Genomic DNA, 24762 nt, shown 5'->3' on the forward strand with positions numbered 1-24762 from the left:
GCTTGCCAGTATGACGGACGCAGAGCTGTCCAGGCGCGAAATCTTGCCTGCCAACGGTAACCACGATGCGAAGCGAGCCGCTCTTGATCTGCTCTTGATCTTGATCTTAGGCGCCCCGTTAAACCACGCTGGCCGGAATTCGACAGGGATTTGGGGGGTAAACCGGCAGGGATGCCGGTTTAGCCGCCCCGCGCCATGGATGGCGCGTGGCGGCGGCCCCCCAAATCACTGGCGGATTACGGGCACACCGAGCCTGGGCGAGGTGCCGAGTGGTGGGGCAAGAGCCCTTTTGGTTACTTTTGGGGCTCTTTTCCAAAAGTGACCCGCTGTAAGAGCGGAACCCTAAGTGGCCGTTACCGCAGGAATGGATATGTACTCGGTCTGACACCTGTGTCGGCTGTCAGGCCGCTATCGCAGGCAAGCCAGCTCCCACAGTTGGATCGTTGGGGTATCGGGTAGATAGGCGTCGGCTGGCGGGCCGCCTTCGCAGGCAGCTCCCACAGGTCCACATTAGCGCAACACCGTAGCCCCCTTGCACGCCTGCCCCGCCCTCTCACAGATCTCCCACCCACCACCCAGCGCCTTATAGATCCCCACCACCGCCAAGCGCTGTTCCGTGCGCGCCGCCGTCAACGCCCGGCGGCTGGTGAAGTCCGCGCGCTCGGCCTCAAGCACATCCAGGTACACACCCTCGCCTTGCGCAAACCGCTCGCGCGCAAAGCTGGCTGCCTCACGGTTGGCGGCCGCCTCCAACAGCCGCAAGCCCAGGGCGTTGCCGGCCGTACGGTTGGCCTGGAACGCATCATCGGTTTCCTGCAGGGCCCGCAACACGGTCTGGTCATAAGCGATCAATGCCGCCTGGGTGCGTGCCTCGCTGGCGGCAATCCGCGCTCGTACGCGCCCGGTGTCCAGCAGTGACCAGCGAATCACCGGCGCGATAAAGTTCGACTGCATGCCCGCATCGCCCAGGGCGCTGAGACTTCCGGCCAGCAAACCGATGGAACCCTGCACCTGGATATCCGGATACAAGCCAGCGGTTTCCACGCCAATCTGCGCGGTCGCAGCCGCCAGCGTGCGTTCGGCCGCGGCAATATCGGCACGGCGCGCCAGCAAGCCGGCCGGGTCTCCCACCTGCAACGTGCGCAGGTTCAAGGTTTCACGCCCAGGCCGGGCCAGCGGTGGCTTGAACCCCTGGGGCGCTTGCCCCAGCAGCACCGCCAGCGCGTTGGTTGACTTGGCGCGACGTCGCTCCAGGTCAGGCGCTACCGCCTCCACATTACGCAACAAGGCCTCGGCACGCAGCCGGTCGAATTCGGTGGCGGCGCCGACGCTGACCATCTGCCCCACCAGGCCCAGGCTGTCGCGCTGGCTCTGGCTGATATCCGCGACCACCGCCTGTTCGGCTTCGATCCCTTGTAACTCGAACCAGGTTGCCGCGACGGTCGCCGCGACGCTCGCTTGCACGCTGCGCAGCAACGCCTGACGCGACCCCGCCTGGGCCTGGGCCGCCTCCACCGAGCGACGCACGCGCCCAAACAAGTCGATTTCCCAGGCTGCATCCACCGCCGCACGGGTGGTTTCAATAGAGCGCTGCTCGCCGAAGGGAGTCTCGACCTCGCTGCGCTGGCGGTGCTCGTAGCCCAGGGCGGCGCCGCCGCTGGGCAGGAAGCCTTGGCGGCTTTCGCGCAACAGCGCCTTGGCTTCGTCCAGGCGTGCGGCGGCGATGCCGATGTCGTGGTTGGCCGCCAGTGCCTGTTGGATCAATTGGCTCAATGCCGGCTCGTCAAACACTTGCCACCACTGCACTTCGACCTCGCCCGGACCAAGCCCGGCGATGGGCGCGCCGAAGCTCGTCGCCCGCTGCGCAGCGGGCAGCACTGGCGCGGAATAATCCGGCCCCACCGAGCCACAACCGGCCAGCAGGGTCAACGACAACAGAAAAGCTGGATACGCCTGTTTCATGATGCGCTCTCCTTTAGCTGCACCGTCGGACTCGCCCCCTGACGCTGCACGCGCAGCGCCAGGCTGCGCATCACCACATAGAAAACGGGCGTCAGGAACAGACCGAACAGCGTCACGCCCAACATCCCGGCAAACACCGCAACCCCCATGGCATGGCGCATCTCGGCTCCGGCGCCACTGGCAAACACCAACGGGACTACGCCTGCGATAAACGCCAGGGACGTCATTAAAATAGGGCGCAGGCGCAATTGGCAGGCGTGGATCACCGCTTCCAATGGGCTGGCGCCTTCGGCTTCAAGGCTGCGGGCAAACTCGACGATCAGGATGGCGTTCTTCGCAGCCAGGCCCACCAGCACCACCAACCCGATCTGCACGAACACGTTGTTGTCGCCCTCCACCAGCCACACGCCGAGGATTGCGCTGAGCAGGCACATGGGCACGATCAGCAACACCGCCAACGGCAGCAGCCAACTGTTGTACTGCGCGGCAAGGATCAGATAAGCCAGCAGCACACACAGCGGGAAAATAAACAGGGCCGATGACCCGGCGAGCTTTTGCTGGTAGGTCAGGTCTGTCCATTCATAGGTCACGCCCTCGGGCAGTACCTCCTGGGCCAGGCGCTCCATGAGCGCAACCGCCTGCCCGGAGCTGACCCCAGGCATCGCACCGCCAGAGATATCCGCCGAGGGATAGCCGTTGTAGTGAATCACCCGGTCAGGCCCGGAGCTCGGCGTGACCGTGACAAACGCTGATAACGGCAGCATGTCCCCGGCGGCATTGCGCACCTGCAGGCGGCCAATGGCTTCGGCCTGCATGCGATGGTCCGCGTCGGCCTGGGCCGTGACTTTGTAGGTGCGGCCAAACCGGTTGAAGTCGTTGACGTACAGCGACCCCAGATAGACCTGCAGCGACTCGAACACATCCGCCAGGCGCACGCCCTGGCTCTTGACCTGGGTGCGGTCGATGTCGACATTCAGTTGCGGCGCATTGACGTCCAGGCTGGTCATCAGCCCGGCTACCTGGCCTGACTCAGTGGCTTTGGTCATCAGTACCTGGGTCTGCTGCACCAGCGCCTCCAGCCCGACGCCGCCACGGTCCTCGACCTGCAGTTTGAAGCCCCCGGTTACCCCGAGCCCCGGCACCGGTGGCGGCGGGAACACGCCGAGGAAGCCGTCGGGGATGCTCGCAAACTTGGCCTGCAGACGCCCGGCGATGGCGACCGCCGCCATATCCGGCGAGGTGCGCTCTTTGAACGGATCAAGCATGACGAACATCACCGCCGCATTCGGAACGTTGACGAAGCCGTTGACCGACAGTCCCGGGAACGCCACGACACTCTCGACCCCCGGCTCATCCAGGGCGATTTTCGACATTTGCCGCACCACCGCATCGGTACGCTCCAACGAGGCCGCGTTCGGCAGTTGGGCGATACCGACCAGGTAGTACTTGTCTTGCATCGGCACGAAGCCGGCCGGTACCGCGTTGAAGCCGAACCAGGTCAATGCGAGCAAGCCGCCGTAAGCCAACAGCGCCACGCCACGACGGCCGACGACCTTGCGCACAGTGTTGCCATAGGCTTGCGGCGCACGCTGGAACGGCCGGCCCAGTACCTCCAACAGCCGTGCGGCACGACCACGCAGGCTGCGCGGGTCATGCACCACAGCGGCATGCCGTGGCCGCAGCAACAGGCCGGCCAGCGCCGGGCTGAGGGTCAACGAGTTGACCGCCGAGAGGATGGTGGAAATCGCGATGGTCAGCGCAAACTGCCGATAGAACTCGCCTTGCAGGCCACTGAGAAACGCGGTGGGAATGAACACGGCCGCCAGCACCGAGGTGATCGCAATGATAGGGCCGGTGACCTCGCTCATCGCCCGTCGCGCAGCCTGCATCGGCTCCTCGCCGTTCTCGATATGCCGCTCGACGTTCTCCACCACCACGATTGCATCGTCGACCACGATGCCGATCGACAACACCAGGCCGAACAGCGACAACGTATTGAGGGAGAAGCCCATCAGGTGCATGACCGCAAAGGTGCCGATGATCGATACCGGCACGGCCATCAAGGGAATCAGCGACGCGCGCCAATTGCGCAGGAACACCACCACCACGATCACCACCAGCAGGATCGCTTCCATCAGCGTGATGGCCACCGACTCCAGTGAAGCGCGCACAAACACGGTGGGGTCATAGGCAATCCGCGACACCAACCCCTCGGGGAAGTTGGTTTGCAGACGCTGCATGGTATCGCGCACCGACTGCGCCACATCCAGCGCGTTCGCCCCCGGGCTCTGGATGATTTGCAAGGCCACCGCAGGTTCGCCGTCCAACAGGCTGCGCAGCGCGTAGGCATCGGCGCCCATCTCGATACGGGCCACATCACGCAGGCGCGTGACCTGGCCGTTATCGCCGGTGCGGATGATGATGTCGCCAAACTGCTCTTCATCCGTCAGGCGCCCGAGGGTATTGACCGTGACTTGGAAGGCCGCAGTGGAATCCGGTGCCTGGCCGACCGAGCCGGCCGCCACTTGCACGTTCTGCTCGCGCACGGCGGTGATGACATCGCCGGCGGTCAAGCCACGGGCGGCGATCAGGTCCGGGTCGAGCCACAGGCGCATGCTGTATTCACCCGCGCCCCACACCAGCACATCGTTGATCCCCGGCAGGCGCGACAACTCATCGCGCACCTGCAGGTAGGCATAGTTGGAGATGTAGAGCGGGTCATAACGTTGGTCGGGGGACAGCAGGTGGACCACCATGAGGATGTCCGGCGAGGTTTTCTGCGTGACCACGCCCAGGCGCTGCACCTCTTCGGGCAAGCGCGGCAAAGCCCGCGACACACGGTTCTGCACCTGGATCTGGGCCATGTCCGCATTGGTGCCCTGGGCGAACGTTGCGGTCAGGATCATGCGGCCATCGGTGGCCGACTGCGAGGTCATGTAAAGCATGCCCTCAACCCCGGTGATTACCTGTTCCAGCGGCGCCGCCACCGTCTCGGCAATCACCTGCGGGTTGGCCCCCGGATACGACGCCGTCACTTGCACCGTGGGCGGCGTGACGGCGGGATATTCGCTCAACGGTAGATGGAAGAAGGCCACGATGCCGCCGATCATCATCAACACCGACAGGACAATGGCGAAGATCGGTCGGTCAATGAAAAAGCGTGGGAAGCTCATTGCACGCCCCCCACCGCCAGCGGTGCTTCAAGCGGCTTGCCCTCGATGCTGGCAGCCAGTGGTGTTACCTGCATGCCGGGGCGCACCAGGCCTTTGACGACAATGCGCTCGCCCGGTTGCAGGCCCTGTTCGATGACCCGCAGGCCGTCGACCACCGGGCCCAGTTCCACCGGGCGGTACTCGGTCTTGTCGCCCTCACCGACAACCAGCACATAACGGCGGCCCTGGTCGGTGCCGATGGAATGGTCGGCAACCAACACCCGGGGTTGCGCCACGCCGGTATCCAGCTTGACCTTGGCGAACAGCCCCGGCGTCAAGCGCCCATCCCGGTTTTCCACCACCGCACGCACGCGCACCGTGCCAGTCTTGCGGTCAGCCGAGTTGGCCAGAAAATCCACGCGACCGGCCCGTGCATAGGTGGTGTCGTTGAGCATCGCCACCATGACCTTGGCAGCTTGCTCGCCCTTGGACCCTGCGTGCTGCCGCGTCGCCGCCAGCGAATGCAGGTAAGTGCGTTCGTCCACATCGAAATACACATGCAAGGGGTCGATGGAGACAATCGTGGTCAGGGGTGTTTCCCCACGGGTGACATAGTTGCCTTCCGTCACCAGGGCGCGGTCGATACGCCCGCTGATAGGTGCGGTGACGCGGGTGTAACTCAGGTCCAGTTGGGCTGTATCCAACGCAGCCCTGGCGGCCTCCACCTGCGCTCTGCCGGCGTTCAACGAAGCAACGGCGGTGTCGAGACGATCACGTGCCACCACCTTCTTGGCATATAACTGCTCGGCACGGCCATGCTCGGCCTGGGCCAGCAACGCATTGGCCTCGGCCTCGCGCAGACGTGCCTTGGCTGCGTTCACTGCCGCCTGGAACATACGCGGATCGATCACAAACAGTGGACTGCCCTTGGCCACGAACTGCCCTTCGGGCACGCTGACACTTTGCAGATAGCCACTGACTCGCGGTCGCAATTGAACCTGGTCGATGGCGGTCAACGAACCGGTGTACTCCACAAACGGCGTCACCGCACGCGCCACCACCTGGGCGACCGGCACGCCGGGTGCCTTGGCTGCTGCAGCTGGCGGCGCATTGTCCGAGCATCCGCCGAGCATCAATGCTACGGCCAACGCCCCGGTAATGAGGCTTACTGGTTTGGTGTACATCGTTCACCCTCCTTGGAATTTTCAAGACAAACCGACACGTGGGGTTTTTATCCGGCTTGCCATACTGGGAAGGTCAAGCGCTATAAAACCGGGGGGTGTGTTTTTGTCTGGGAAATACTTGGAGGTGAATCAAATGGCGGCCACAGGGGCTTGGTGGCGCTCGGGCTTACCTGTCGAGCGTGGTTGAAGGTGGGAGCTGGCTTGCCTGCGAAGGGATCAACCCGGTTTGGCTGGTAGACCGAGGTGTCTGCATCGCAGGCAAGCCAGCCCCCACATTTGGATTGCGCGGTGTCAGCCAGGTATCTGTGGGCTCAGGCTCAGCTCCACGCCACCACCAGCAAGCCGGCGCCCAACACCAGGCACAACGGCGAATAGAAATAGGTATCCAGGCGAGCAAACCTCGACCCGCCGACCTTCTTGAAAAACCCCACCAGCTCCGAATCCCCAATCGCTCGGGCAAACATCAGCACGGCAATCGCGCTGATACCCCACTGCAACGCCCCGTGGGACACCGGCGAGAAATACAGCCCGGCGCGCAGACACACGAGCAAGGCAATCGCCACCAGCCCCATCGCCACCAGAAAAGTACCCAGCGCCGACGGTTTGAACGCCGGTCGCGGCCCGCTGGCAAACTCTCCGGGCAGTTGCGGGATAGCGGCCAGGCTGCCGAGCTTGCCACCCGCAGCCCAATACAGATGCACCATGCTGATGAAGGTAAATACCCCGACGATCCATCGCGCAATCACAAAGCTCATGGTCGGCGCTCCACAAAAATGTGCGAATGAGGATAGCCGCCCTGAGTTTTTTTGCAGGCATTTCGTCGGTCGCTGATGATAAAGTGCTGCCCCATGAAACTCGCCCGTGCCGACCGCTCACTCATTGCCTGGACGCTCTACTGCTGCGTCCTGTTCAATGTGTTCGCCTGCAGCATTGGTCATGGGCAGATGGTGGGGATGCAGCTCAACGGCATCAGCGGCCAGTTCTGTACGGTGGACCCACGTACCCAGGCGCCCCTGCCCAGCAATTCTACGGATGAGAGCCTGCCAACGCTGTCGAAGGCGTTTGGTTGCCCGCTGTGTTCTACCGGCGGCATGGGCCCGGCGCTCAACTCCCACCTGAATGTGGCAGTCCTGCCGCAACCCCATGCGCCACCCGCAGCGGTGGTGCTCGCCGCCGACATTCCCGCCCGCTTCACCTGGCCTGCGGCTAATCCGCGCGCGCCACCTGCCTTCGCCTGATCCCTGCGCGTTCTGATCTGCACCGCTTCGTTTCCGTAAGGAGTACGGGGAGCAGTGCGTTGTTTTCGAGCCAAGTTTTCAGGATTCAACCATGAAACATTTACCCCTGTTGGCGGGCCTGTTCGGCTGCCTGCCTGTTTGCGCCTCGGCCCTTGAGTTGGCGCCAACCACCATTGACGGCGAGCAAAGTGCCGAGCCTGGGCTGGCCCTGGACCAATCCAGCGGCATGGCCTCGCGCCTTGGCCTGAGCGTGCGGGAAACCCCGGCGTCGGTGGCCATTGCTAACCGCAACGATATCGAGCGCCACGGCGCCAAGACCTTCCGCGATGCGGCCAATACCCTGCCCGGCGTCAACGCCAGCGCGCCGCCTGGGTTTGGCGGGTTTGTCTCGTACCGAGGGTTTACCAGCAGCCAGATCACCCAGATGTTCAACGGCATCAATGTCGCCACGGGCCTGGCGCGACCGGTGGATGCGTGGATCTATGACCGCGTCGAACTGGTAGGCGGCCCCTCCTCCCTGATCAACGGCGCAGGCTCAGTGGGTGGCTCGCTGAACTACGTGACCAAGCTGGCAAGCCGCGAGGAACAGGCCATCGAGGGCCAACTGAGCTATGGCAGTTACGACACCGCCGGTATGGCGTTCGGCCTCAACCATGCGCTGACCGAACCCGGCGCCGAGGTGCAGCACTACGCCCGCCTGGATGTGAGCCGCAACACCAATCACAGCTACATCGACCGCGACCAGCGCGATGCCTGGAGCGTGGCGTTTTCCCTGCTCAGCGACCTCACCCCGAACCTGTCCCACACCCTGGCGCTGGAGTATCAGGACGAGCATGAAGACAGCCCGTATTGGGGCACGCCGGTGCTCAACCCCAAGGCCGGTGAGCTGAAGATCGACAAGCACAACCGCTTCAATAACTACAACGTAGCCGACGGCCGTTATGAGCAACGCACGATCTGGGCACGCTCGATCATCGACTACCGGATCAACGACAGCACCACACTGAAAAATACCCTCTATCACCTCGACAGCCAGCGCGACTACCGCAACCTGGAGACCTACCAATACAACGCCGACAACAGCGCGGTGAACCGCTCGACGGCCTATCAGGTGCGGCATCAGGGCGAGCAGGACGGCAACCAGTTCGAACTGCGCCATGACACGAGCGTCTTCGGCCTCGCCACCACCTGGTCCGGAGGTTTTGAGTACAAGATCAACAGCACCACTAACAGCCCGTTGAACGTGCCGGGCAAAAGTACCGTAGACCCAAACCACTACGACCCGGGGCACTTCTATGATATTCCCGGTACCCGGCCAGGTTTCGTCAAGGACAAGACCAACCAGGTGACGACCAAGGCACTGTTCGTAGAAAACCGTCTGGGACTGACGGATAAGCTCTCGCTGCTGACCGGCCTGCGCTATGACGCCATTGATCTGGACGTGACCAACCATCGTATGATCACCGCCACCAACCCGCGACACTTCAAGCGCAGTTGGGAGCCGGTAACGGGCCGGGTGGGCCTGACCTATCAGTTCATGCCCTCCGCCAACGTCTATGTGCAATACAGCACCGCCGTCGAACAGCCCAACACCACTACCCAGGTGTTCGACGTGTCCACCGGCAAGCAATGGGAAATCGGCAGCAAGTTCGATTACCTGGAAGGCCGCGGTTCCGCCACGGTCGCCGCGTACAGGATCGAACGCAAGGACTTCGCCGTCACCGACCCGCTGGACCCGACCAGCAGCATCCCGGTGGGCGCGCAGTCGTCCAAGGGCATCGAACTGGCCAGTTCGTTGCGCATCACGCCGAGGCTATTGGCCGAAGGCAACTTCGCCTGGGTGGACGCGCAGTACGATGAGTTCAACGAGAAAATCGCCAGCGGCGCCGTGGTGTCGCGCAAGGGCAATACGCCAACCAACGTGCCCAAGCGCGTGGGCAACCTGTGGTTGACCTATGACTTTGCCGAGGATTGGCAAGGCGGGGTGGATGCGCGCTATGTCGCTCAGGTGTATGCCGACAATGCCAACACCCAGACCGTACCGGCCTATACGCTGTTCGGCACCTTCCTGCGCTATAAGGTGGATGCGCATACCTCGATAACCGGGCGCGTACGCAACCTGACTAACGAGGTGTATGCCGAGTTTGCCCATGTGTCGCCGGCGTATTATCTGGGATCACCGAGGACCTTTGAGCTGGCCGTACAGACCAAGTTCTAACGCTGCAACGACCGTTGACTTGAAATGCAATTGAATGTGGGAGCTGGCTTGCCTGCGATAGCGGTGGGTCAGCATAAAAATATGTTGTCTGACACTCAGTCATCGCAGGCAAGCCAGCTCCCACATCTTGATCTTCACTCGATACAAAGACCGCCGGTTACTGGAGGCTCGCCTCGACCTTCTGCGCCACATCTTCCGTCAACCAGGCCTTCCACACCTGCGGATGTTCCTTGAGAAACGCCTGGGCCACCTCCCGAGGCGGCGTGTGGTGCTCGCTCATCGTCGCCAAGGCTTTGTTAAGCGGCTCGATGGGAAACTCGACCTTCTCGAAGAACTGGGCAATCTGCGGATGTTCCTGCTGGAACGGCGTCGACACGCCAATGCTCAGCTTGGAAGCCAATGAGCGTGTCGGCTTCGGGTTCGGATTGTCTGCGTCTGTCAGGGTCTTCCACGCATCTGCATCAAATGGCGGTTCTTCCAGCTGGATCAATTTATAGCGCCCCATCAACGGGGTCGGCGACCAGTAATAGAACAGCACGGGCTTGCCCCGGCGAATCGACGAGGCAATCTCCGCATCCAGCGCCGCCCCCGAACCGCTGCGGAAGTTCACATAGCTGTCGTCCAGGCCATAAGCCTTGAGCTTCTGTTTGTTGACCACTTCGGAGGTCCAGCCAATGGGGCTGTTCAGAAAACGCCCCTTGCCCGGAGATTCAGGGTCCTTGAACACGTCCTTGTAGCGCGCCAGGTCCTGCACGCTTTTCAGATCTGGAGCCAGGGGTTTTAGCCCTTTGGAGGGGTCACCCTTGACCACGTATTCCGGCACCCACCAGCCTTCGGTCGCACCTTTGACGATATCGCCCAGGCCCGCCACCTTGCCTTCGGCTTCAGCCTTCACCCACACCGGGCTGCGGCCTGCCCATTCCTCGCCGATCACCTGGATGTCATTCTTGGCCAGGGCGGTTTCCAGGGTAATGGTGGTACCAGGCAAGGTGTCAGTGGGCAGGTCATAGCCCTTCTCGACGATAAAACGCAGTACTTCAGTGATCAGGCTGCCGCTTTCCCAGTTCAGGTCGGCAAAATGCACCGGTGCCTGGGCAGCCGATACCGGCAATGACAGACTCAGGGTCGTCAGGCCCGCCGCCAGCAGTGACTTCAATCCTTTCATGCCTGTGCACCTCGCGTTTTCGCAGTCATGGCGAACGGCTTTGCTGCGAATGCGCGAAGCCTCTGATTAGTTAAGTCAACTCAACTGTAGTAGAGGTTCCAAAAGACAAAGATGCACAGCGTATTTATCGCCTACTCGCTGGCCTTGAAGGTCACCAGTTCACCCTTGCGCCATTTGGCGGCTTTGCCAGTCACGGCCTTCAGGGTCTTGGTCAACCCTTCCTGCAATTGCTCATGGGCGGCGAATACCAGCATCACGCTGTGGCCTTCCTTGAACACAATACCCTGGCCTTCGTTCGACGACACAAAGGCATAGTCGCCGAGGCCGTACACGGTCAACTTGATATCGCGAAACCTCAATTCGAACTTGCCACCTTCGCGGCTGGGTAATACCGCTGCGCGAAAATGGTCACCTACTTTGAGTTCCAGACGTGGCTTGTCGTCCACGACCAGCGCCGTTTCGGTATCGATTTCGGCGATATAAATACCTTCCGGCGTCTGTTCAGTGACGTAGACAAACCGAGATTGAAACTGCTTGACCAACTTTGCGCGCAAATCACCCAGCACGAATAACGCGTGCATATCCAGATTACTGACTGCCAAGGAAACGCCCCCACATCAAAAAAGCACTGGCCGCCAAAGCGAACAGCACAAAAAATGGCCGTTACGACACGATACAGAGTCATTAAAAAACTGAAGAGAACTCGTAAGGCTAGTACAAACCTCAACGGCGGACCTCATGGGAAGTCAACCGCGATACAGCAAATCACAGGTTCAACGACCCGAGAATACGGGTCTGCCGACTTCAGAGAATAACCCAATTAAAAATGCAGTTTTCCGACACCCCAACACAAAAAAACATCTGGGCATGGAACCAGTCACGAACTACCGACGACAATACTAGAACAGCAACCAGGGTGAAAACCACCCGAAACAACGCAGACAAGCTATCAGGATCGATCGACAGGAGCTGAGCATGCAACGACGTCAACACGACGCTACGTCTTTCCACACTCGTTCACCATGTCCCGACGAACAGCAATACTACTGCCTGCTGAACCTGAATGGGTACTCCAATTCGGTGCTTTACCAAGTTGTACCCGCAGGAAAGAACTTTTTTCATATTCTTGAAGTGCCCAGCGGCAAGATCAAGGGGTTTCGCAGCGATCACATCAAAGCCTGCGAACTGGCCAAGTCCCTTGAAGCCAAGCTATACGCCTCAGGCGGCGGAATCGTTTCGTCGCCTGGATGACTTTACCGCGCCACTGCCCCTCAACAACTGCCATACTGGCCTGTCCATGGAAGTTTGCCCCCCGCGGGTCAGGTTTCATCAACGCAGTTACCTTGAAGGGAAAGCCATACGTGACGGAATTTGATATTGGCGAATTTATTATCCACGGCGATGCGAGGGAAGTAGACGGTGAGTTTCAAGCGGTCATCATCATGCGAGCAAAACCACCGCTGAACAAGGTCACCGCGCACCAGGTGGAGAAAGACCGCTGGTTCAAAACCGCCGACGCAGCGGCCGTGGCTGGCAAAGAGGCGGCCAAGGCACTGAAAACCGCCGTGGATTGCGGCGCGCTCAATACCTGACAATCCGATAGAACTCTGGCGTGCCCTGCCCCTCACATGCATGACGATAAGCCCGCATGGAGAACGCTATGGACACCACCACCCCAACCCTTGAAACCCTGTTCGAACAACTGGGGCTGGATTCCAGCCAGGAAGCCATCGAACGTTTTACCGCCGAACATCGACTGCCCGATGATGTAAAACTCATCGACGCGCCATTCTGGAGCGAACAGCAGGCGAACTTCCTCAGGGAACAATTGCAGGTCGACGCAGAATGGGCTCCCGCAGTGGATGACCTCAATGCGCTGCTGCATGAGCCTCCCCGCGCTTGATCAATGCAGGCTGTCTGACGCTTCCCTGCGCAATAGCGCTTGCCAGGCAGCCTGGCATTCCTGCGCCTCGTCCCGGCTGGCGAATGCAGTGCCGCGCTGCTCACCGTTGAGCAACACCACCCAGCAAGCTCGCTGGCCCAGGGCTCGCAGGGTTTGGGGTACGCCACTGCCGATCATTACGGCCACATCGACTTTGTTTTGCATGGAGCTTCTCCGCAGCATTAGTTAGCTGGCTAACAATGTTGGCCATGCTACGGCTTTATTCCAGTTGGAAAAAGCTATCCACGGAATAGCTTCATTGCATAAACAGCAACAATGCCGATCCAGGGCGGCCAGCTAGAGAGCCGCCCCCTTCACCGCATCAGGCTTGACGCTGGTGCTTGTCGATCTGCTCGTGGCGCTCTTGCGCTTCGATGCAGTACTTGGTGGTAGGACTGATCAGCAGGCGCTTGAGGCCGATAGGCTCGCCGCTGTCGTCACACCAGCCAAAGGAATCTTCCTTGATGCGTTCCAGAGCACGCTCAAGTTGCGGCAGCATGCGCTGGTCGCGGTCAATGGCGTTTACCAGCCAGGTGCGCTCTTCTTCGACAGAAGCCGCGTCAGCCGGGTCGGCCGGGGTGTCCAGGCTCTCAATGGCGATACGGTTCTGCTCAATGCGCTCGTGGTGCTCCACCTTCATGTCTTGCAGCAACTTCTCGAAAAAAGCGTGCTGTTCGGCATTCATGTAGTCATCCGCCGGCATGGCCAGCAACTTTTCCTTTGTCATTGATTTCTCTATAAAAAATACGTGCATTAAGGCGAATTAGGGAGCGTTCCGGCCGACCTGTGCAGGTCTCGGAAGGGCGCCATCCATTCCAAGCGCCACCCGGCACTCAATTTACGAGGGGCGGCAGTCTAAGGCCGACTTGAGGGCGCAGCAACTGAAAAGACAGGCATTTTTTCCCGATCAACCCCCAAAAGCACCAGGACGGGCTTGGCGAACGGTCATCGGAGTGCGTTTATAGCAAGAAATTCAGTGTTGTGGAGCTATATAGAAGACAAACGGTTGTAGGAGCGAGCTTGCTCGCGAAGCACTCAAGGACACCGCGTTCAATCAGATAGCCCGCGTTATCTTTGCAGCTTTCGCGAGCAAGCTCGCTCCTACAGGGTCAGGTACTCAGCGCTTGAGCTTGCGCTTGTTGCGGTATTGATCGATCACCACCGCCACCACGATGATCAGGCCCTTGATGATGTCCTGGATATACGCATCCACCCCGACAAAGGTAAACCCGCTGGCCATGACGCCGAGGATCAGCGCGCCGATCACCGTGCCGGTGATGCGCCCTACTCCACCGGCCAGGCTGGTACCGCCGATCACTGCGGCGGCAATCGCGTCCAGCTCGTAAGACATGCCCATGCCGGCCTGCCCCGTCGCTGCACGTGCCGAGGCCACCACGCCGGCCAGGCCCGCCAGGAGACCGGCGATGCTATAGACGATGATCAGGTGACGCTTGACGTTGATCCCCGAAGTGCGCGCCGCTTGCATGTTGCCGCCGATGGCATAGGTGTACTTGCCATACTTGGTGTAACGCAGGGCAATGTGGAAGATCACCGCCACCACCAGGAAGATAATCACCGGCATCGCGCCATGGCCGATCGCCGTGTAGGAGTCCGAGAGCATGCTCACCGGCTGACCTTCGGTGTAATAGCGCGCCAGGCCACGGGCCGAGACCATCATGCCCAGGGTTGCGATAAACGGCGGAATGCCGGTGACCGCAATAATGCTCCCGTTGATCGCGCCCGCTAAAAGCCCCACGCCCAAACCCATCGCCACCGGGATCCACACCGGCAAGTCGGTGAGGGACGGAAACACCGCCCGGGAAAAGTCGGAGGTCTGCGCCAGGCTGGCGGCGATCATCGCTGACAAGGCCAGCACCGAGCCGGACGACAAGTCGATGCCCGTGGTGATGATCACCTGGGTCACACCGATGGCCAGCAGGCCGATGATCGACACCTGCAGAATCATCAGCACCAGGCGCTGGGAGTTCATCAGAAAGCTCTGGTCGCGCACGATCCAGCCAAACAGTTCAAACACCAGGCCGATACCGATCAGCACCAGGAAGATACTCAGCTCGGTGGGCATGCGTCGACGGTTCTTGACCGGTGCGGTTGCCGGCTTGTTGTCTGTTATTGCGTTCATAACCCATCACCTTCTTATTCTGTAGATCAGTGGACTGCGGTCATCCCGGAAGCCAACTGCATGACTTTTTCCTGGGTCGCCTCGGCGCGATCCAGGGTGCCCATCAGTTCACCTTCGTGCATTACCATCACCCGGTCGCTCATGCCGAGCACTTCGGGCAGTTCGGAAGAAATCATGATCACCGCCATGCCCTCGCTGGCGAGGAAGGCGATCAAGCGATAGATCTCAGCCTTGGCGCCCACATCGATACCACGCGTCGGCTCATCGAGGATCAGCAAGCGTGGGTTGGTCATCAGCCAGCGCGCCAGCAAGGCCTTTTGCTGGTTGCCACCGGACAAGGTGTCGATGCATTGCTCCAGGGACGGGGTTTTCACCCGCAGTTTCTTGCACATGTCTTCACACAGGGCACGCAAGGCTTTCTGCTGGATAAAACCGTTGCCCGAATAGTGCGGCAGCACCGCCATCTCCATGTTCTCCAGCACTGACAGGCACGGGAACAGGCCGCTGAGCTTGCGGTCCTCGGTCAACAGCGCAAAGCCTTTCTCAATGGCCATATGCGGGTCGGTAATGCGCACCGCCTTGCCGTCCAGGGTGATTTGCCCGCTGGAACTTGGGGTGATGCCAAAAATGGTTTCCGCCACATTGGTGCGCCCGGAGCCCATCAGCCCGGCGATACCGAGGATCTCCCCGGCGTGCAGGTCGAACGATACGTCCTTGAACACGCCGTCCAGGCTCAGGTCGCGCACCGACAGTAACAGCTCACCAATAGGCGTTTCGCGCACCGGGAACAGCTGGCTCAATTCACGCCCGACCATCATCGAGATGAGGCTGTCGCTGTTCATGCTGTCGGCCCGTTGCAAGCCGATGTATTGACCGTCGCGGAACACCGCCACTTCATCGGCGATGGCGAACACTTCGTTCATCTTGTGGGTGATATAGACGATGCCTTTGCCCTGGGACTTGAGGTCGGCAATGATCGAAAACAGGTGGGCCACTTCCTTGTCGGTAATGGCCGAGGTGGGTTCATCCATGATCAGGATGTCGGAGTCGTAGGACACTGCCTTGGCAATCTCGACCATCTGCCGTTCGGCAATGCTCAGGTTGCCGACCTGTTCTTCGGGGTCGAGGTTGATGCGCAGGCGCGCCAGCAACTCGGCAGTGCAGCGGTGCATTTCGCGGTGGTTGACCATGTGCAGGCTGTTGAGCTGCTCGCGGCCGATCCAGATGTTCTCGGCGATGCTCATATGGGGCATCAGGTTGAGTTCCTGGTGGATCATCGCGATCCCGGCCTTTTGCGCGGCCAGCGGCGTCTCAAAGGTGATCGGCTTGCCACGCAGGCGAATCTCGCCGGCGTCGGGCTGGTAGATGCCGGCAATGATCTTCATCAGCGTCGACTTACCCGCGCCGTTCTCGACCATCAACGCCAGCACCGTGCCGGGGCGCACCCGCAGTTGCACATCGTCCAGGGCCACGACACCGGGAAAGCCTTTGCTGATGTTGAGGATTTCCAGCAGGTAGGGTTCGTCCAGCGCCAGCGCCGGGTGGGCGGCGGGCTGCGACGTGGCGGCTTGAGCAAGCATAGGGAGGTACTCCATCTGCAAGGCGGCCGTGACCGCCCTGCCGGCTTATTGTTGTGGTGTCAGGGCTACTTGAAGTCTTTGACGTTGTCCGGGGTGATCAACTGGAACGGGATCACCACGTTCTGCTCGACCGGCTCCTTCTTGGCCATCTTGCGCGCTGCCTCTACCGAACCTACCGCCTGGCCCTTGGCGTCCTGGAAGGCCGACACGGTCATGTCGCCCTTGGTGATCGCGTTCAAGCCATCGGGCGTGCCGTCGACACCGGCAATCAATACGCTGCCTTTTTCCTTGCCAGCCGATCTCAGGGCCATGGACGCCCCGATCGCCATCTCATCGTTGTTGGCCAGCACCGCATTGAACTCCCGGCCCTGGGTCAGCCAGTCGTTGACCAGGGTCATGCCCCTGTCACGCAACCAAATGCCGGTCTGTTCCTGCTCGATCTTGATGTCCGGGTACTTGGCCAGCACTTCCTTCACGCCCTTGGTGCGATTGGTGGTGGAGTTGTTCGCCAGGTCACCCAAAAGGATCACGACCTTGCCCTTGCCGCCGAGTTTTTCGGCGATGTATTGCATTTGCAGGCGGCCGGCCTCGACGTCATCGGAGGTCACGGCCACCACGTCCTTGGGCAAGTCTTTCTGGTCGGGGCGGCGGTTGACGAACACCAGCGGTATACCCGCCTTGGTGGCGGCACTGATGATGTTCTTGGTCGACGCGGTATCGACCGGGTTGACGATAATCGCGTCGACCTTCTGGCTGATGAAGTTCTCGACCTGGCTCAATTGCTTGACCACATCGGCGCGGGCATCTTCGAATTGCAGTTGCACGCCATCACCTTTTGGATAGGACTTGGCTTGCTTGTCCATGTCCTCGCGCAGGTAGGTGAGGAAGGTGTCATCGAACGCGGACATCGTCACGCCCACCTTGAGATCGGCGGCGCCGGCCACACCGCTGGCCAGCAGCATGGACAAGGCCAGGGCGGTAAAACGGATCGGGGTCTTCATGAACGGTCTGTCTCCACTTTCTTGTTGGTTTTTTTCGACGTTGCGTTGATCAGGACTCGGCTGTCAGTCGCACCACCGGCGCACCTGGAATGCAGCACACCAGCGCGCCCTGGTTTTCGACGCACAGCACATTCAGGAAGGAGAAGTAGAACGGCCGAGCGCGGGGCAGTCCGCGTGGCGCTTGGAGGGGGCGTAAAACTCGCAGTACAGCGTTGAAGATTTTCATCTGACGGTACCTGGTTGTTTTTGATCTTGTTTTTGTTGAGTCGCCCGTAGGTTCCGGGACGTACTTTATGCAACCTGGAAAAGACTGTATTAGAAAATAATTTCCATATCAACATGTTTTAGAATTTTATTCTATTTTCGTCGAAACCACCTGCTGGCGCTCGGCACTCAGGCGCGCGGCGTCCAATATACGGGTGGTTTCCAGGGCGTCATAGGCATCGACCGGCAGCGGCCCCTGCCCCACCACAGCCGCTTGCAACTGCCGATAGAATTGAGGCCAGCAGCCCTTCTCCGACGGCACCCGCTCACGCTCCGGCCCTTGCTCAAACCAGCCCCAGCGTCGATGCTCCTCGGCGCCCCAGTGTTCACCTTCGGTTTTCGGTGACTTGCCGGCCAGCAGCGCTTCTTCCTGGCCATCCAATCCGTCGACGGTGTAGCAGCCCAGGCTGCCACTGACGCGAAATCGTGGTGCCTGGCTGTTCTGCAACGCGTTGCCCCACAGGTGCGAAATCACGCCATTGGCATGGGTGAGGGAGACAAAGAAGCCGTGGTCCACCGTGGGATGTTCTGGTGTGTAGTGCAATTGAGCGAACACCCGCTCCACCGGGCCGAACAGTTGCAACGCCTGGTCCACCAGATGGCTGCCCAGGTCACGCAGCCATCCTCCACCGCTGGCATTGCCCACGGCCTGCGGACTGTAACGTTCCACGCGGGATTCAAAGCGGGTGATGGTGCCCAGGGCGCCAGCGTCGATCAGTTTGCGCAGGGTCAGGTAATCCGAATCCCAGCGCCGATTCTGGTAGACGCTGAGCAGCGAGCCCTGGCGCTCGGCAGCGGTAATCAGGGCCTGGGCTTGTTCGGCGTTGGCGGCAAAGGGTTTATCGCTGACCACCGCTACCCCGTGCTCGATGGCTTCCAGCACCAGGGCCGGGCGACCTTTGAGGGTGGTGGAAATCACCAGGGCATCGACGCCGGCTTCGACGATCTGGCCGATGGAGTCGAAGGCTTTGACACCCGGAAGGTCAGTACTCAGTTGCTTGCGACGTTCGGGTGAACGCGTTACCACGCCGACAAAGGTGGCGCCAGGCAGGGTGGCGATCAACGGCGCATGAAAAAAGCGTCCGCCGTGGCCGTAGCCCACTAGTCCGATTCGCATGTTCAACTCCAGAATTGATTTGGAAACCCGATCAACTGTGGGAGCTGGCTTGCCTGCGATAGCAGTGAGTCAGGCAATCAATCTGTCACTGATAGACCGCTATCGCAGGCAAGCCAGCTCCCACAGTGTCAACCACTTTTCTGCAGTGAGTTAGCCGTAGAAGCACGGGCGATCCGGCAGACTGACTTTCACAATCTGCCCACTGCCCTGGGCTTCAATACACGCATCCGCCGCCACCGCCGCCGCAAACCCATCCCAGGCCGACGGCCCGCCGACCTGCCCGGCCAGCACACTGTCGATAAACGCCTGCAACTCCACGTCATAGGCACCGATAAACCTATCCTTCCAATCCATCAGGATTGCGTTGGACAGCTTCGCGTCGCTGCGCAGTTGCACCTGAGATGGTTCCGGCAACCTGGCGATGCCGCTCTCCCCTACCACTTCGCACTGGATGTCGTAGCCGTATTGGCAGTTCACAAACACTTCCACGTCGATACGCGTGCCTTTGGCAGTTTCCAGCAGCACGATCTGCGGGTCGCGCAGGTGCGCCAGCGCCTTGCTGGTCTTGCGCGGGAACACCACCTGCACGGACACGTAGTCGTCGTTGAGCAGCCAACGCAGCACGTCCAACTCATGGATCAGGGTGTCGGTGATCGCCATGCCGGTGTTGTAGTTCTCGCCCACCGTGGGGTTACGGTGCGCGCAGTGCAGCATTAACGGCTCGCCAATCTGGCCGCTGTCGATCACCGACTTGAGGGCACGATAGCCTTGGTCGTACGGGCGCATGAAACCCACCTGGACCAGGCGCTTACCGTGTGCCACTTCGGCCTCGACAATGTTGCGGCAGCCCTCGGCCGTCACCGCCAGCGGTTTTTCACAGAACACCGGTTTGCCGGCAGCAATCGCGGCCAGCACAAACTCTTCGTGGCTCGGCCCCCAGGACGTCACCAGTACCGCTTCGACCTCTGGCGCGTTGATCAACGCATGGCCGTCCGAGTACACCTCGGCGTCCAGCTTCAAGTCCGCCACCACCTGGGCCGCCTGCTCAAGGTTGATATCGGTGACGGCCACCACCTGGCTGTTGAGCAAGGCCTGGCTGCAACGACGAATATGGTCCCGGCCAATGGCGCCCGTACCAATCACTCCAAGTTTCAAAGACATGCAAACACTCCTCTTGTTGTTAGTACTGCCGGGCCTGGGCCAGGTGTTCATTGAGTTTTTTTGCCGCTGCATTCGTACGTTCACTGGTGGACACTTGCGCCACACCCACCCGCCACCACGACAGGTAGCCGTGGATCATGGTCTTGGGCAGCACCTTGATATCGATCAGCGTGGAGACGCTTTGCGTGCGGGCATCCGCCAACGCCGCTTCCAGCTGTTCCAGCGTGCTGACCTTGTAGGTCTTGCAACCGTAGGCCGCTGCGCTCATGGCGAAGTCCACTGGCACCAGGCCACCGTCGAGCTTGCCGCTCTCGGGGTTGCGGTAGCGGAACTCGGTGCCGAAGCTGTCCATGCCATTGCCAATCTGCAGGTTGTTGATGCAACCGAACGCCATGTTGTCCAACAGCACCACGTTGATCTTGCGGCGCTCCTGGATCGAGGTGGCCAGCTCCGAGTGCAGCATCATGTAGGAGCCATCGCCGACCAGGGCGTATACCTCCTTGCTCGGCTCGGCCAGCTTCACACCCAGGGCGGCATTGATCTCGTAGCCCATGCATGAATAGCCATACTCGACGTGGTAGGTGTTGACGCCCTTGCTGCGCCAGGCACGCTGCAAATCGCCGGGCAGGCTGCCAGCGGCGGCCACGATGATTGCGTCATCGGCCAGGCGTGCATTGAGCACGCCGAGCACAGCGCTCTGGGTCAGGCACGAACCGGTCAGCTCGATGAATTCCCGCAGCACGGCACGGTCCAGGTGGTCGTCGACTTCGGGGACAAACTCATCGCCCTGATAGTGCACCTGATGCACGCGGTCCACTTCAGCGTCGAATTGCGCCTTGGCGTCGGCGATCTGCTCGCCCCAGCCCGAACGGTAATCGCCCAGGGCATCGGCCAGTGCTTCAAGGGCGACTTTTGCATCGGCCAGCACTTGCACGCCGTCCAGCTTCAACGCATCGCAGGGGCTGATATTGAGGTTGAGAAACTTCACCTCGGGGTGCTTGAACAGCGATTTTGACGAGGTGGTGAAGTCGGTATAACGGGTGCCGACACCGATGATCAAGTCCGCCTCCGGCGCCAGCAGGTTAGCCGCCAGGCAGCCGGTTTCGCCGATGCCGCCGACGTTCAGCGGATGGCTGGACACCACGGCGCTCTTGCCCGCCTGGGTTTCCGCGAAAGGAATATCGAAACGCTCGGCAAAGGCTTGCAGTGCCTGGTTGGCGCCGGAGTATTTGACCCCGCCGCCGCAAATGATCAGCGGCTTGCGCTTGCCGCGAAACGCAGCCAGCGCGTCGCCGATCATGGCGCTGGTGGCCGGGCGTCGGTCGATGCGGTGCACGCGTTTTTGCAGGAAATAGTCGGGGTAGTCCCAGGCTTCGGCTTGTACATCCTGGGGCAAGGCCAGTGTCACCGCGCCGGTTTCAGCCGGGTCGGTCAGCACGCGCATGGCATGGATCGCCGCGGTCATCAGTTGCTCGGGGCGGTTGATGCGGTCCCAGTATTTGCTCACGGAGCGGAAGGCATCGTTGGTGCTGATGCTCAGGTCGTGGAACTGCTCGATCTGCTGCAACACCGGGTCGGGCTGACGGCTGGCATAGACATCGCCGGGCAAGAGCAGCAACGGGATGCGGTTGGCGGTGGCAGTCGCTGCGGCGGTGAGCATATTGGCCGCACCCGGCCCGACCGAGGCCGTGCACGCATAGATCTTGCGGCGCAGGTGCTGCTTGGCGAACCCGATGGCGGCGTGGGCCATGCCTTGCTCATTGCGGCCCTGATGCACCACCAGGTCGCCGCTGTCCTGCTCCAGGGCCTGACCGAGGCCCAACACATTGCCATGCCCGAAAATAGTGAACACCCCGGCGACAAACTTGCTCTGTACGCCGTCGACTTCGATGTATTGGTTGTCCAGGAATTTCACCAGGGCCTGGGCCATGGTCAATCTTGTTGTGGTCATCACTTGCACCTTGTATGAATGCAATTGGAATGTTCAACACCGATCCACTGTGGAAGCTGGCTTGCCTGCGATAGCGGTCTATCAGTTGCACAGGTATTGCCTGACACACCGCTATCGCAGGCAAGCCAGCTCCCACATTTTTGATCGCGTTATGGCAAGGGCTTTTGCAAATACGCCATGCTGCTGCCCAACGCCTGCCGGATATCCGCCAACCCGTGCACGCTTTCGGCAAACGGTTCGAACGACAGATAGCCGCTGTAGCCGGTGCTCAGCAAGGTGTCGATCTGCGCCGCATTCCCGAGGATATCGTCCTCGCCCACCAGCACGCGGTGGCCGTCGCGGATCGACTCCAGCGGCGCCTCGCGGTCTTCCACCCCGGAGATGTGCACCAGCCCGGTCAGTTCCGGGAAGAACTCATGCTCGCCGGCCAGGTGATGGTGAAAGGTGTCGTGCACCACCCGGAATACATCCAGGCCGCCGATGGCCTTGATTGCATCCACTGCCACGCGCTTGCGGCGCAGGGCGGATACGGTGAAGCCCAGGGGCTCGATAAAACCCAGAATCCCGTACTCGCGCAGGATCAACGCCAGTTCGCTCAAGGCCGTGCGCAAACCAGCCGCGCGCTGCGCGTCGTTGCGCGTATCGCCAGGCTGATTGAACGGGCACATCACCAAGCCTTCGGCCCCGCACTCACGGGCGTAGGTGGCCAGTTCGATTGCCTGGGCACGGCGTTCGTCATTCCACACATCAAAGGGGTACAGCGCGTTGATCGACAACACCTTGATGCCCTGCGCTGCGCACAATTCACGCACGCGGCTGGCGGGTGTGCCGTATTCGATTTCACGGTTCTTGAGGTCGTTGCGGATCTCAATGGCCTCGCAGTTGAGAGCCGCCGCCAACTGGATGAAATCCGGCAGGGACAGGTTGGGGGCGACCATGCGGTTGAGGGCAAAACGTAGCGGCGACTTCATTGTTTTTGTTCTCCGTCCAACACCGTTTACAGGTCCAGCAGCCAGCTGTGCTGCGGGTCGTTATGGAAATGCCAGGCACGTTTGGGGCCGGCCATCACGTTCAGGTAATAAGACTCGTAGCCATACGGCACGCTGACCGGGTGATAGCCCTTGGGCACCACCACCAGGTCACTGTTTTCCACGGCCATCGCCTGGTCGATGCTGCGATCATCGGTGTACACGCGCTGGAACACGAAGCCCTGAGGCGGGTTGACCTGGTGGTAGTAGGTCTCTTCCAGAAAGCTCTGGTGCGGCAGGTCGTCGGTGTCGTGCTTGTGCGGCGGGTAGCTGGAGGAATGCCCCGACGGCGTGCGCACTTCCACCACCAGCAGCGAATGGGCCGGATCGCTGTCGGGCAGGATGTCGCAGACGTAGCGAGTGTTGGCGCCTTTGCCGCGCACACTGCGCTTGCACTGCTCGGGGCGGATCAAGCGCGGGGCAAAACCCGTAGCACCCGGCGCTGCGCAGACGGCAATTTGCACATCGCTCAGGGCCGTGACTCGGGCGTCAGTGCCCGGGGGCAAATAGGCGGCGAACGGTGACTTGTCTTCGAACACCGACTGGCGATCACCGAGGTTCTGCCAACTGAAACCCGAGCCTTCGATCGTCACCCGACCGCTGAGCAGCACCAGGCACAGTTCCTGATCGCCCGCACTGACCGGCAGGGTTTCGCCCAGGCTCAGGCGGTACGCGGCAAAGCCCACGTATTCCAGGCGCCCGGCTTCCAACGCCACCATGGTTTGCCCGCGTTTGCTGCTTTTGACCAACAAGCTCATCACTCAAGTCCTCTGGTTGAGAAGCGCACGCAGGGTGTCGTAACCCTTCTTCGCGTAGATATAGCTGGGCGCTACGGCCGGGTCCTGCTCGGCTTCCACCACCAGCCAGCCCTTGTAGTTCGCCGCGAGCAACACATCCAGCAACGGTGCGAAGTCGATATCACCATCGCCGGGCACGGTAAAAGTGCCGTTGACGATGCAGTCCGGGAAGCTCCACATCTGGTTACGCGCCAGTTGCACCACGGGTTTGCGTACATCCTTGAAATGCACATGGCAGACGCGCTCGATATGCTTGCGCAGCACCTCGATGGGTTCGCCGCCGCCCATGTAGCAATGGCCCGAATCGAACAGCAAGCCGACTTCCGGGCCCGTGCGTTTCATCAACTGGTCGATGTCCTCGGGGGATTCGACGTACGCGCCCATATGGTGGTGATAGGCCAGGCGCACGCCCTGGGACAAGGTGAAGCGCGCCAGTTCGGTAAGCTTGTCGGCGTAAGCCTGCCAGGCCTGTTCACTGTGAAAACGCGGGCGCTCGATCAGGCGGATACGCGAGTCCTGGATCGAGTCGGCCACTTCGCCGTATACCAGTACCGAGGCGCCGTTGTGTTTGAGCAGTTCGACATGGGCGGCAATCGCCTCGATTTCTTCAGCCACCGAACGACGGGCCAGACGGCTGGAGTACCAACCGGACACCAGCGCCAGGTCATAAGGACGCAGCACGTCAGCGACGCCATTGGCATCCTTGGGGAATTTGCCGTTGAGTTCAAAACCTTCGTAGCCGATGTCCTTGCCTTCGCTCAGGGCCGTGCTCAGCGGGGTCTCACCGCCGAGGGCCGGGAGGTCGTCGTTGCTCCAGGAGATCGGGTTGATGCCAATTCGGATTGCGGGCATGGCTGCACCT

General features: G+C 60.9%; 23 protein-coding genes. 5 read left to right on the plus strand and 18 right to left on the minus strand.

Annotated features, from left to right (window positions below; all coding sequences use genetic code 11):
* Window positions 1–510 precede the first annotated feature (510 nt).
* The 4 genes from HBO10_RS16885 to HBO10_RS16900 all read right to left on the minus strand — a co-directional run bounded on the left by HBO10_RS16885 (window position 511) and on the right by HBO10_RS16900 (window position 7053).
* Window positions 511–1962 carry an efflux transporter outer membrane subunit gene (locus HBO10_RS16885; RefSeq protein ID WP_032901662.1) on the minus strand — a complete coding sequence of 484 codons (1452 nt, stop codon included), beginning with the start codon at window positions 1960–1962 and terminating at the stop codon, window positions 511–513.
* A complete protein-coding gene (locus tag HBO10_RS16890) occupies window positions 1959–5135 on the minus strand; it encodes an efflux RND transporter permease subunit (protein WP_034125681.1) in 3177 nt (1058 codons plus the stop codon). The genes HBO10_RS16885 and HBO10_RS16890 overlap by 4 nt, the downstream gene beginning before the upstream one ends.
* On the minus strand, window positions 5132–6298 hold the full coding sequence (locus tag HBO10_RS16895; RefSeq protein ID WP_034125682.1) for an efflux RND transporter periplasmic adaptor subunit: 1167 nt from the start codon (window positions 6296–6298) through the stop codon (window positions 5132–5134). The genes HBO10_RS16890 and HBO10_RS16895 overlap by 4 nt, the downstream gene beginning before the upstream one ends.
* A gap of 317 nt (window positions 6299–6615) precedes the next feature.
* Window positions 6616–7053, minus strand: coding sequence for a DUF3995 domain-containing protein (locus HBO10_RS16900; protein WP_034125683.1), 438 nt, complete (start codon window positions 7051–7053; stop codon window positions 6616–6618).
* A 93-nt stretch (window positions 7054–7146) separates the two neighbouring features.
* Here HBO10_RS16900 and HBO10_RS16905 point away from each other — a divergent pair, with 93 nt between their 5' ends.
* Window positions 7147–7536 carry a DUF2946 domain-containing protein gene (locus HBO10_RS16905; protein ID WP_034125684.1) on the plus strand — a complete coding sequence of 130 codons (390 nt, stop codon included), beginning with the start codon at window positions 7147–7149 and terminating at the stop codon, window positions 7534–7536.
* A gap of 91 nt (window positions 7537–7627) precedes the next feature.
* The gene (locus HBO10_RS16910) at window positions 7628–9754 is read left to right on the plus strand and encodes a TonB-dependent receptor (RefSeq protein ID WP_034125685.1); all 2127 of its coding nucleotides are present in this window, start codon (window positions 7628–7630) and stop codon (window positions 9752–9754) included.
* A 157-nt stretch (window positions 9755–9911) separates the two neighbouring features.
* Here HBO10_RS16910 and HBO10_RS16915 read toward each other — a convergent pair whose 3' ends face one another.
* On the minus strand, window positions 9912–10919 hold the full coding sequence (locus HBO10_RS16915) for an ABC transporter substrate-binding protein (protein ID WP_034125686.1): 1008 nt from the start codon (window positions 10917–10919) through the stop codon (window positions 9912–9914).
* 131 nt (window positions 10920–11050) lie between these two features.
* Entirely contained in the window at window positions 11051–11500 is a 450-nt protein-coding gene (locus tag HBO10_RS16920) for a hypothetical protein (protein WP_052199932.1), read from the minus strand.
* A 394-nt stretch (window positions 11501–11894) separates the two neighbouring features.
* On the opposite strand from HBO10_RS16920, the gene HBO10_RS16925 reads away from it, so the two are divergent.
* The 3 genes from HBO10_RS16925 to HBO10_RS16935 all read left to right on the plus strand — a co-directional run bounded on the left by HBO10_RS16925 (window position 11895) and on the right by HBO10_RS16935 (window position 12822).
* Window positions 11895–12170 carry a hypothetical protein gene (locus HBO10_RS16925; RefSeq protein WP_032872432.1) on the plus strand — a complete coding sequence of 92 codons (276 nt, stop codon included), beginning with the start codon at window positions 11895–11897 and terminating at the stop codon, window positions 12168–12170.
* A gap of 110 nt (window positions 12171–12280) precedes the next feature.
* Window positions 12281–12511: a hypothetical protein gene (locus HBO10_RS16930; RefSeq protein WP_034125688.1), complete on the plus strand. Its 231-nt coding sequence runs from the start codon at window positions 12281–12283 to the stop codon at window positions 12509–12511.
* Between the two features lie 68 nt (window positions 12512–12579).
* Complete coding sequence (locus HBO10_RS16935; RefSeq protein ID WP_034125689.1) at window positions 12580–12822, plus strand: DUF2789 domain-containing protein; 243 nt, start codon at window positions 12580–12582, stop codon at window positions 12820–12822.
* Here HBO10_RS16935 and HBO10_RS16940 read toward each other — a convergent pair whose 3' ends face one another.
* From HBO10_RS16940 to iolE, 12 genes are all read right to left on the minus strand, one after another.
* Window positions 12823–13026: a hypothetical protein gene (locus HBO10_RS16940; RefSeq protein WP_034125690.1), complete on the minus strand. Its 204-nt coding sequence runs from the start codon at window positions 13024–13026 to the stop codon at window positions 12823–12825.
* Window positions 13027–13183: 157 nt separating this feature from the next.
* Window positions 13184–13588 carry a TraR/DksA C4-type zinc finger protein gene (locus tag HBO10_RS16945; protein ID WP_003191666.1) on the minus strand — a complete coding sequence of 135 codons (405 nt, stop codon included), beginning with the start codon at window positions 13586–13588 and terminating at the stop codon, window positions 13184–13186.
* A 390-nt stretch (window positions 13589–13978) separates the two neighbouring features.
* Window positions 13979–15001 carry an ABC transporter permease gene (locus HBO10_RS16950; protein WP_003191668.1) on the minus strand — a complete coding sequence of 341 codons (1023 nt, stop codon included), beginning with the start codon at window positions 14999–15001 and terminating at the stop codon, window positions 13979–13981.
* 26 nt (window positions 15002–15027) lie between these two features.
* Complete coding sequence (locus HBO10_RS16955) at window positions 15028–16581, minus strand: sugar ABC transporter ATP-binding protein (protein ID WP_169922037.1); 1554 nt, start codon at window positions 16579–16581, stop codon at window positions 15028–15030.
* Between the two features lie 65 nt (window positions 16582–16646).
* Complete coding sequence (locus HBO10_RS16960; protein ID WP_034125692.1) at window positions 16647–17582, minus strand: sugar ABC transporter substrate-binding protein; 936 nt, start codon at window positions 17580–17582, stop codon at window positions 16647–16649.
* A 49-nt stretch (window positions 17583–17631) separates the two neighbouring features.
* Complete coding sequence (locus HBO10_RS16965) at window positions 17632–17808, minus strand: hypothetical protein (RefSeq protein WP_003191673.1); 177 nt, start codon at window positions 17806–17808, stop codon at window positions 17632–17634.
* A gap of 126 nt (window positions 17809–17934) precedes the next feature.
* Window positions 17935–18963, minus strand: a complete 1029-nt coding sequence (locus HBO10_RS16970) for a Gfo/Idh/MocA family oxidoreductase (protein WP_034125693.1) — start codon at window positions 18961–18963, stop codon at window positions 17935–17937.
* A 150-nt stretch (window positions 18964–19113) separates the two neighbouring features.
* Window positions 19114–20124, minus strand: a complete 1011-nt coding sequence (locus HBO10_RS16975; protein ID WP_034125694.1) for a Gfo/Idh/MocA family oxidoreductase — start codon at window positions 20122–20124, stop codon at window positions 19114–19116.
* Between the two features lie 19 nt (window positions 20125–20143).
* A complete protein-coding gene (iolD, locus tag HBO10_RS16980; protein WP_034125695.1) occupies window positions 20144–22075 on the minus strand; it encodes a 3D-(3,5/4)-trihydroxycyclohexane-1,2-dione acylhydrolase (decyclizing) in 1932 nt (643 codons plus the stop codon).
* 149 nt (window positions 22076–22224) lie between these two features.
* Window positions 22225–23046, minus strand: coding sequence for a TIM barrel protein (locus HBO10_RS16985; RefSeq protein ID WP_034125696.1), 822 nt, complete (start codon window positions 23044–23046; stop codon window positions 22225–22227).
* Window positions 23047–23072: 26 nt separating this feature from the next.
* The gene (iolB, locus tag HBO10_RS16990) at window positions 23073–23861 is read right to left on the minus strand and encodes a 5-deoxy-glucuronate isomerase (RefSeq protein WP_034125697.1); all 789 of its coding nucleotides are present in this window, start codon (window positions 23859–23861) and stop codon (window positions 23073–23075) included.
* Between the two features lie 3 nt (window positions 23862–23864).
* The gene (gene iolE / locus HBO10_RS16995; protein WP_169922038.1) at window positions 23865–24752 is read right to left on the minus strand and encodes a myo-inosose-2 dehydratase; all 888 of its coding nucleotides are present in this window, start codon (window positions 24750–24752) and stop codon (window positions 23865–23867) included.
* Between the last annotated feature and the right edge of the window lie 10 nt (window positions 24753–24762).

The sequence above is a fragment of the Pseudomonas sp. WS 5503 genome, assembly GCF_012985385.1.
Classification (GTDB): domain Bacteria; phylum Pseudomonadota; class Gammaproteobacteria; order Pseudomonadales; family Pseudomonadaceae; genus Aquipseudomonas; species Aquipseudomonas paracarnis.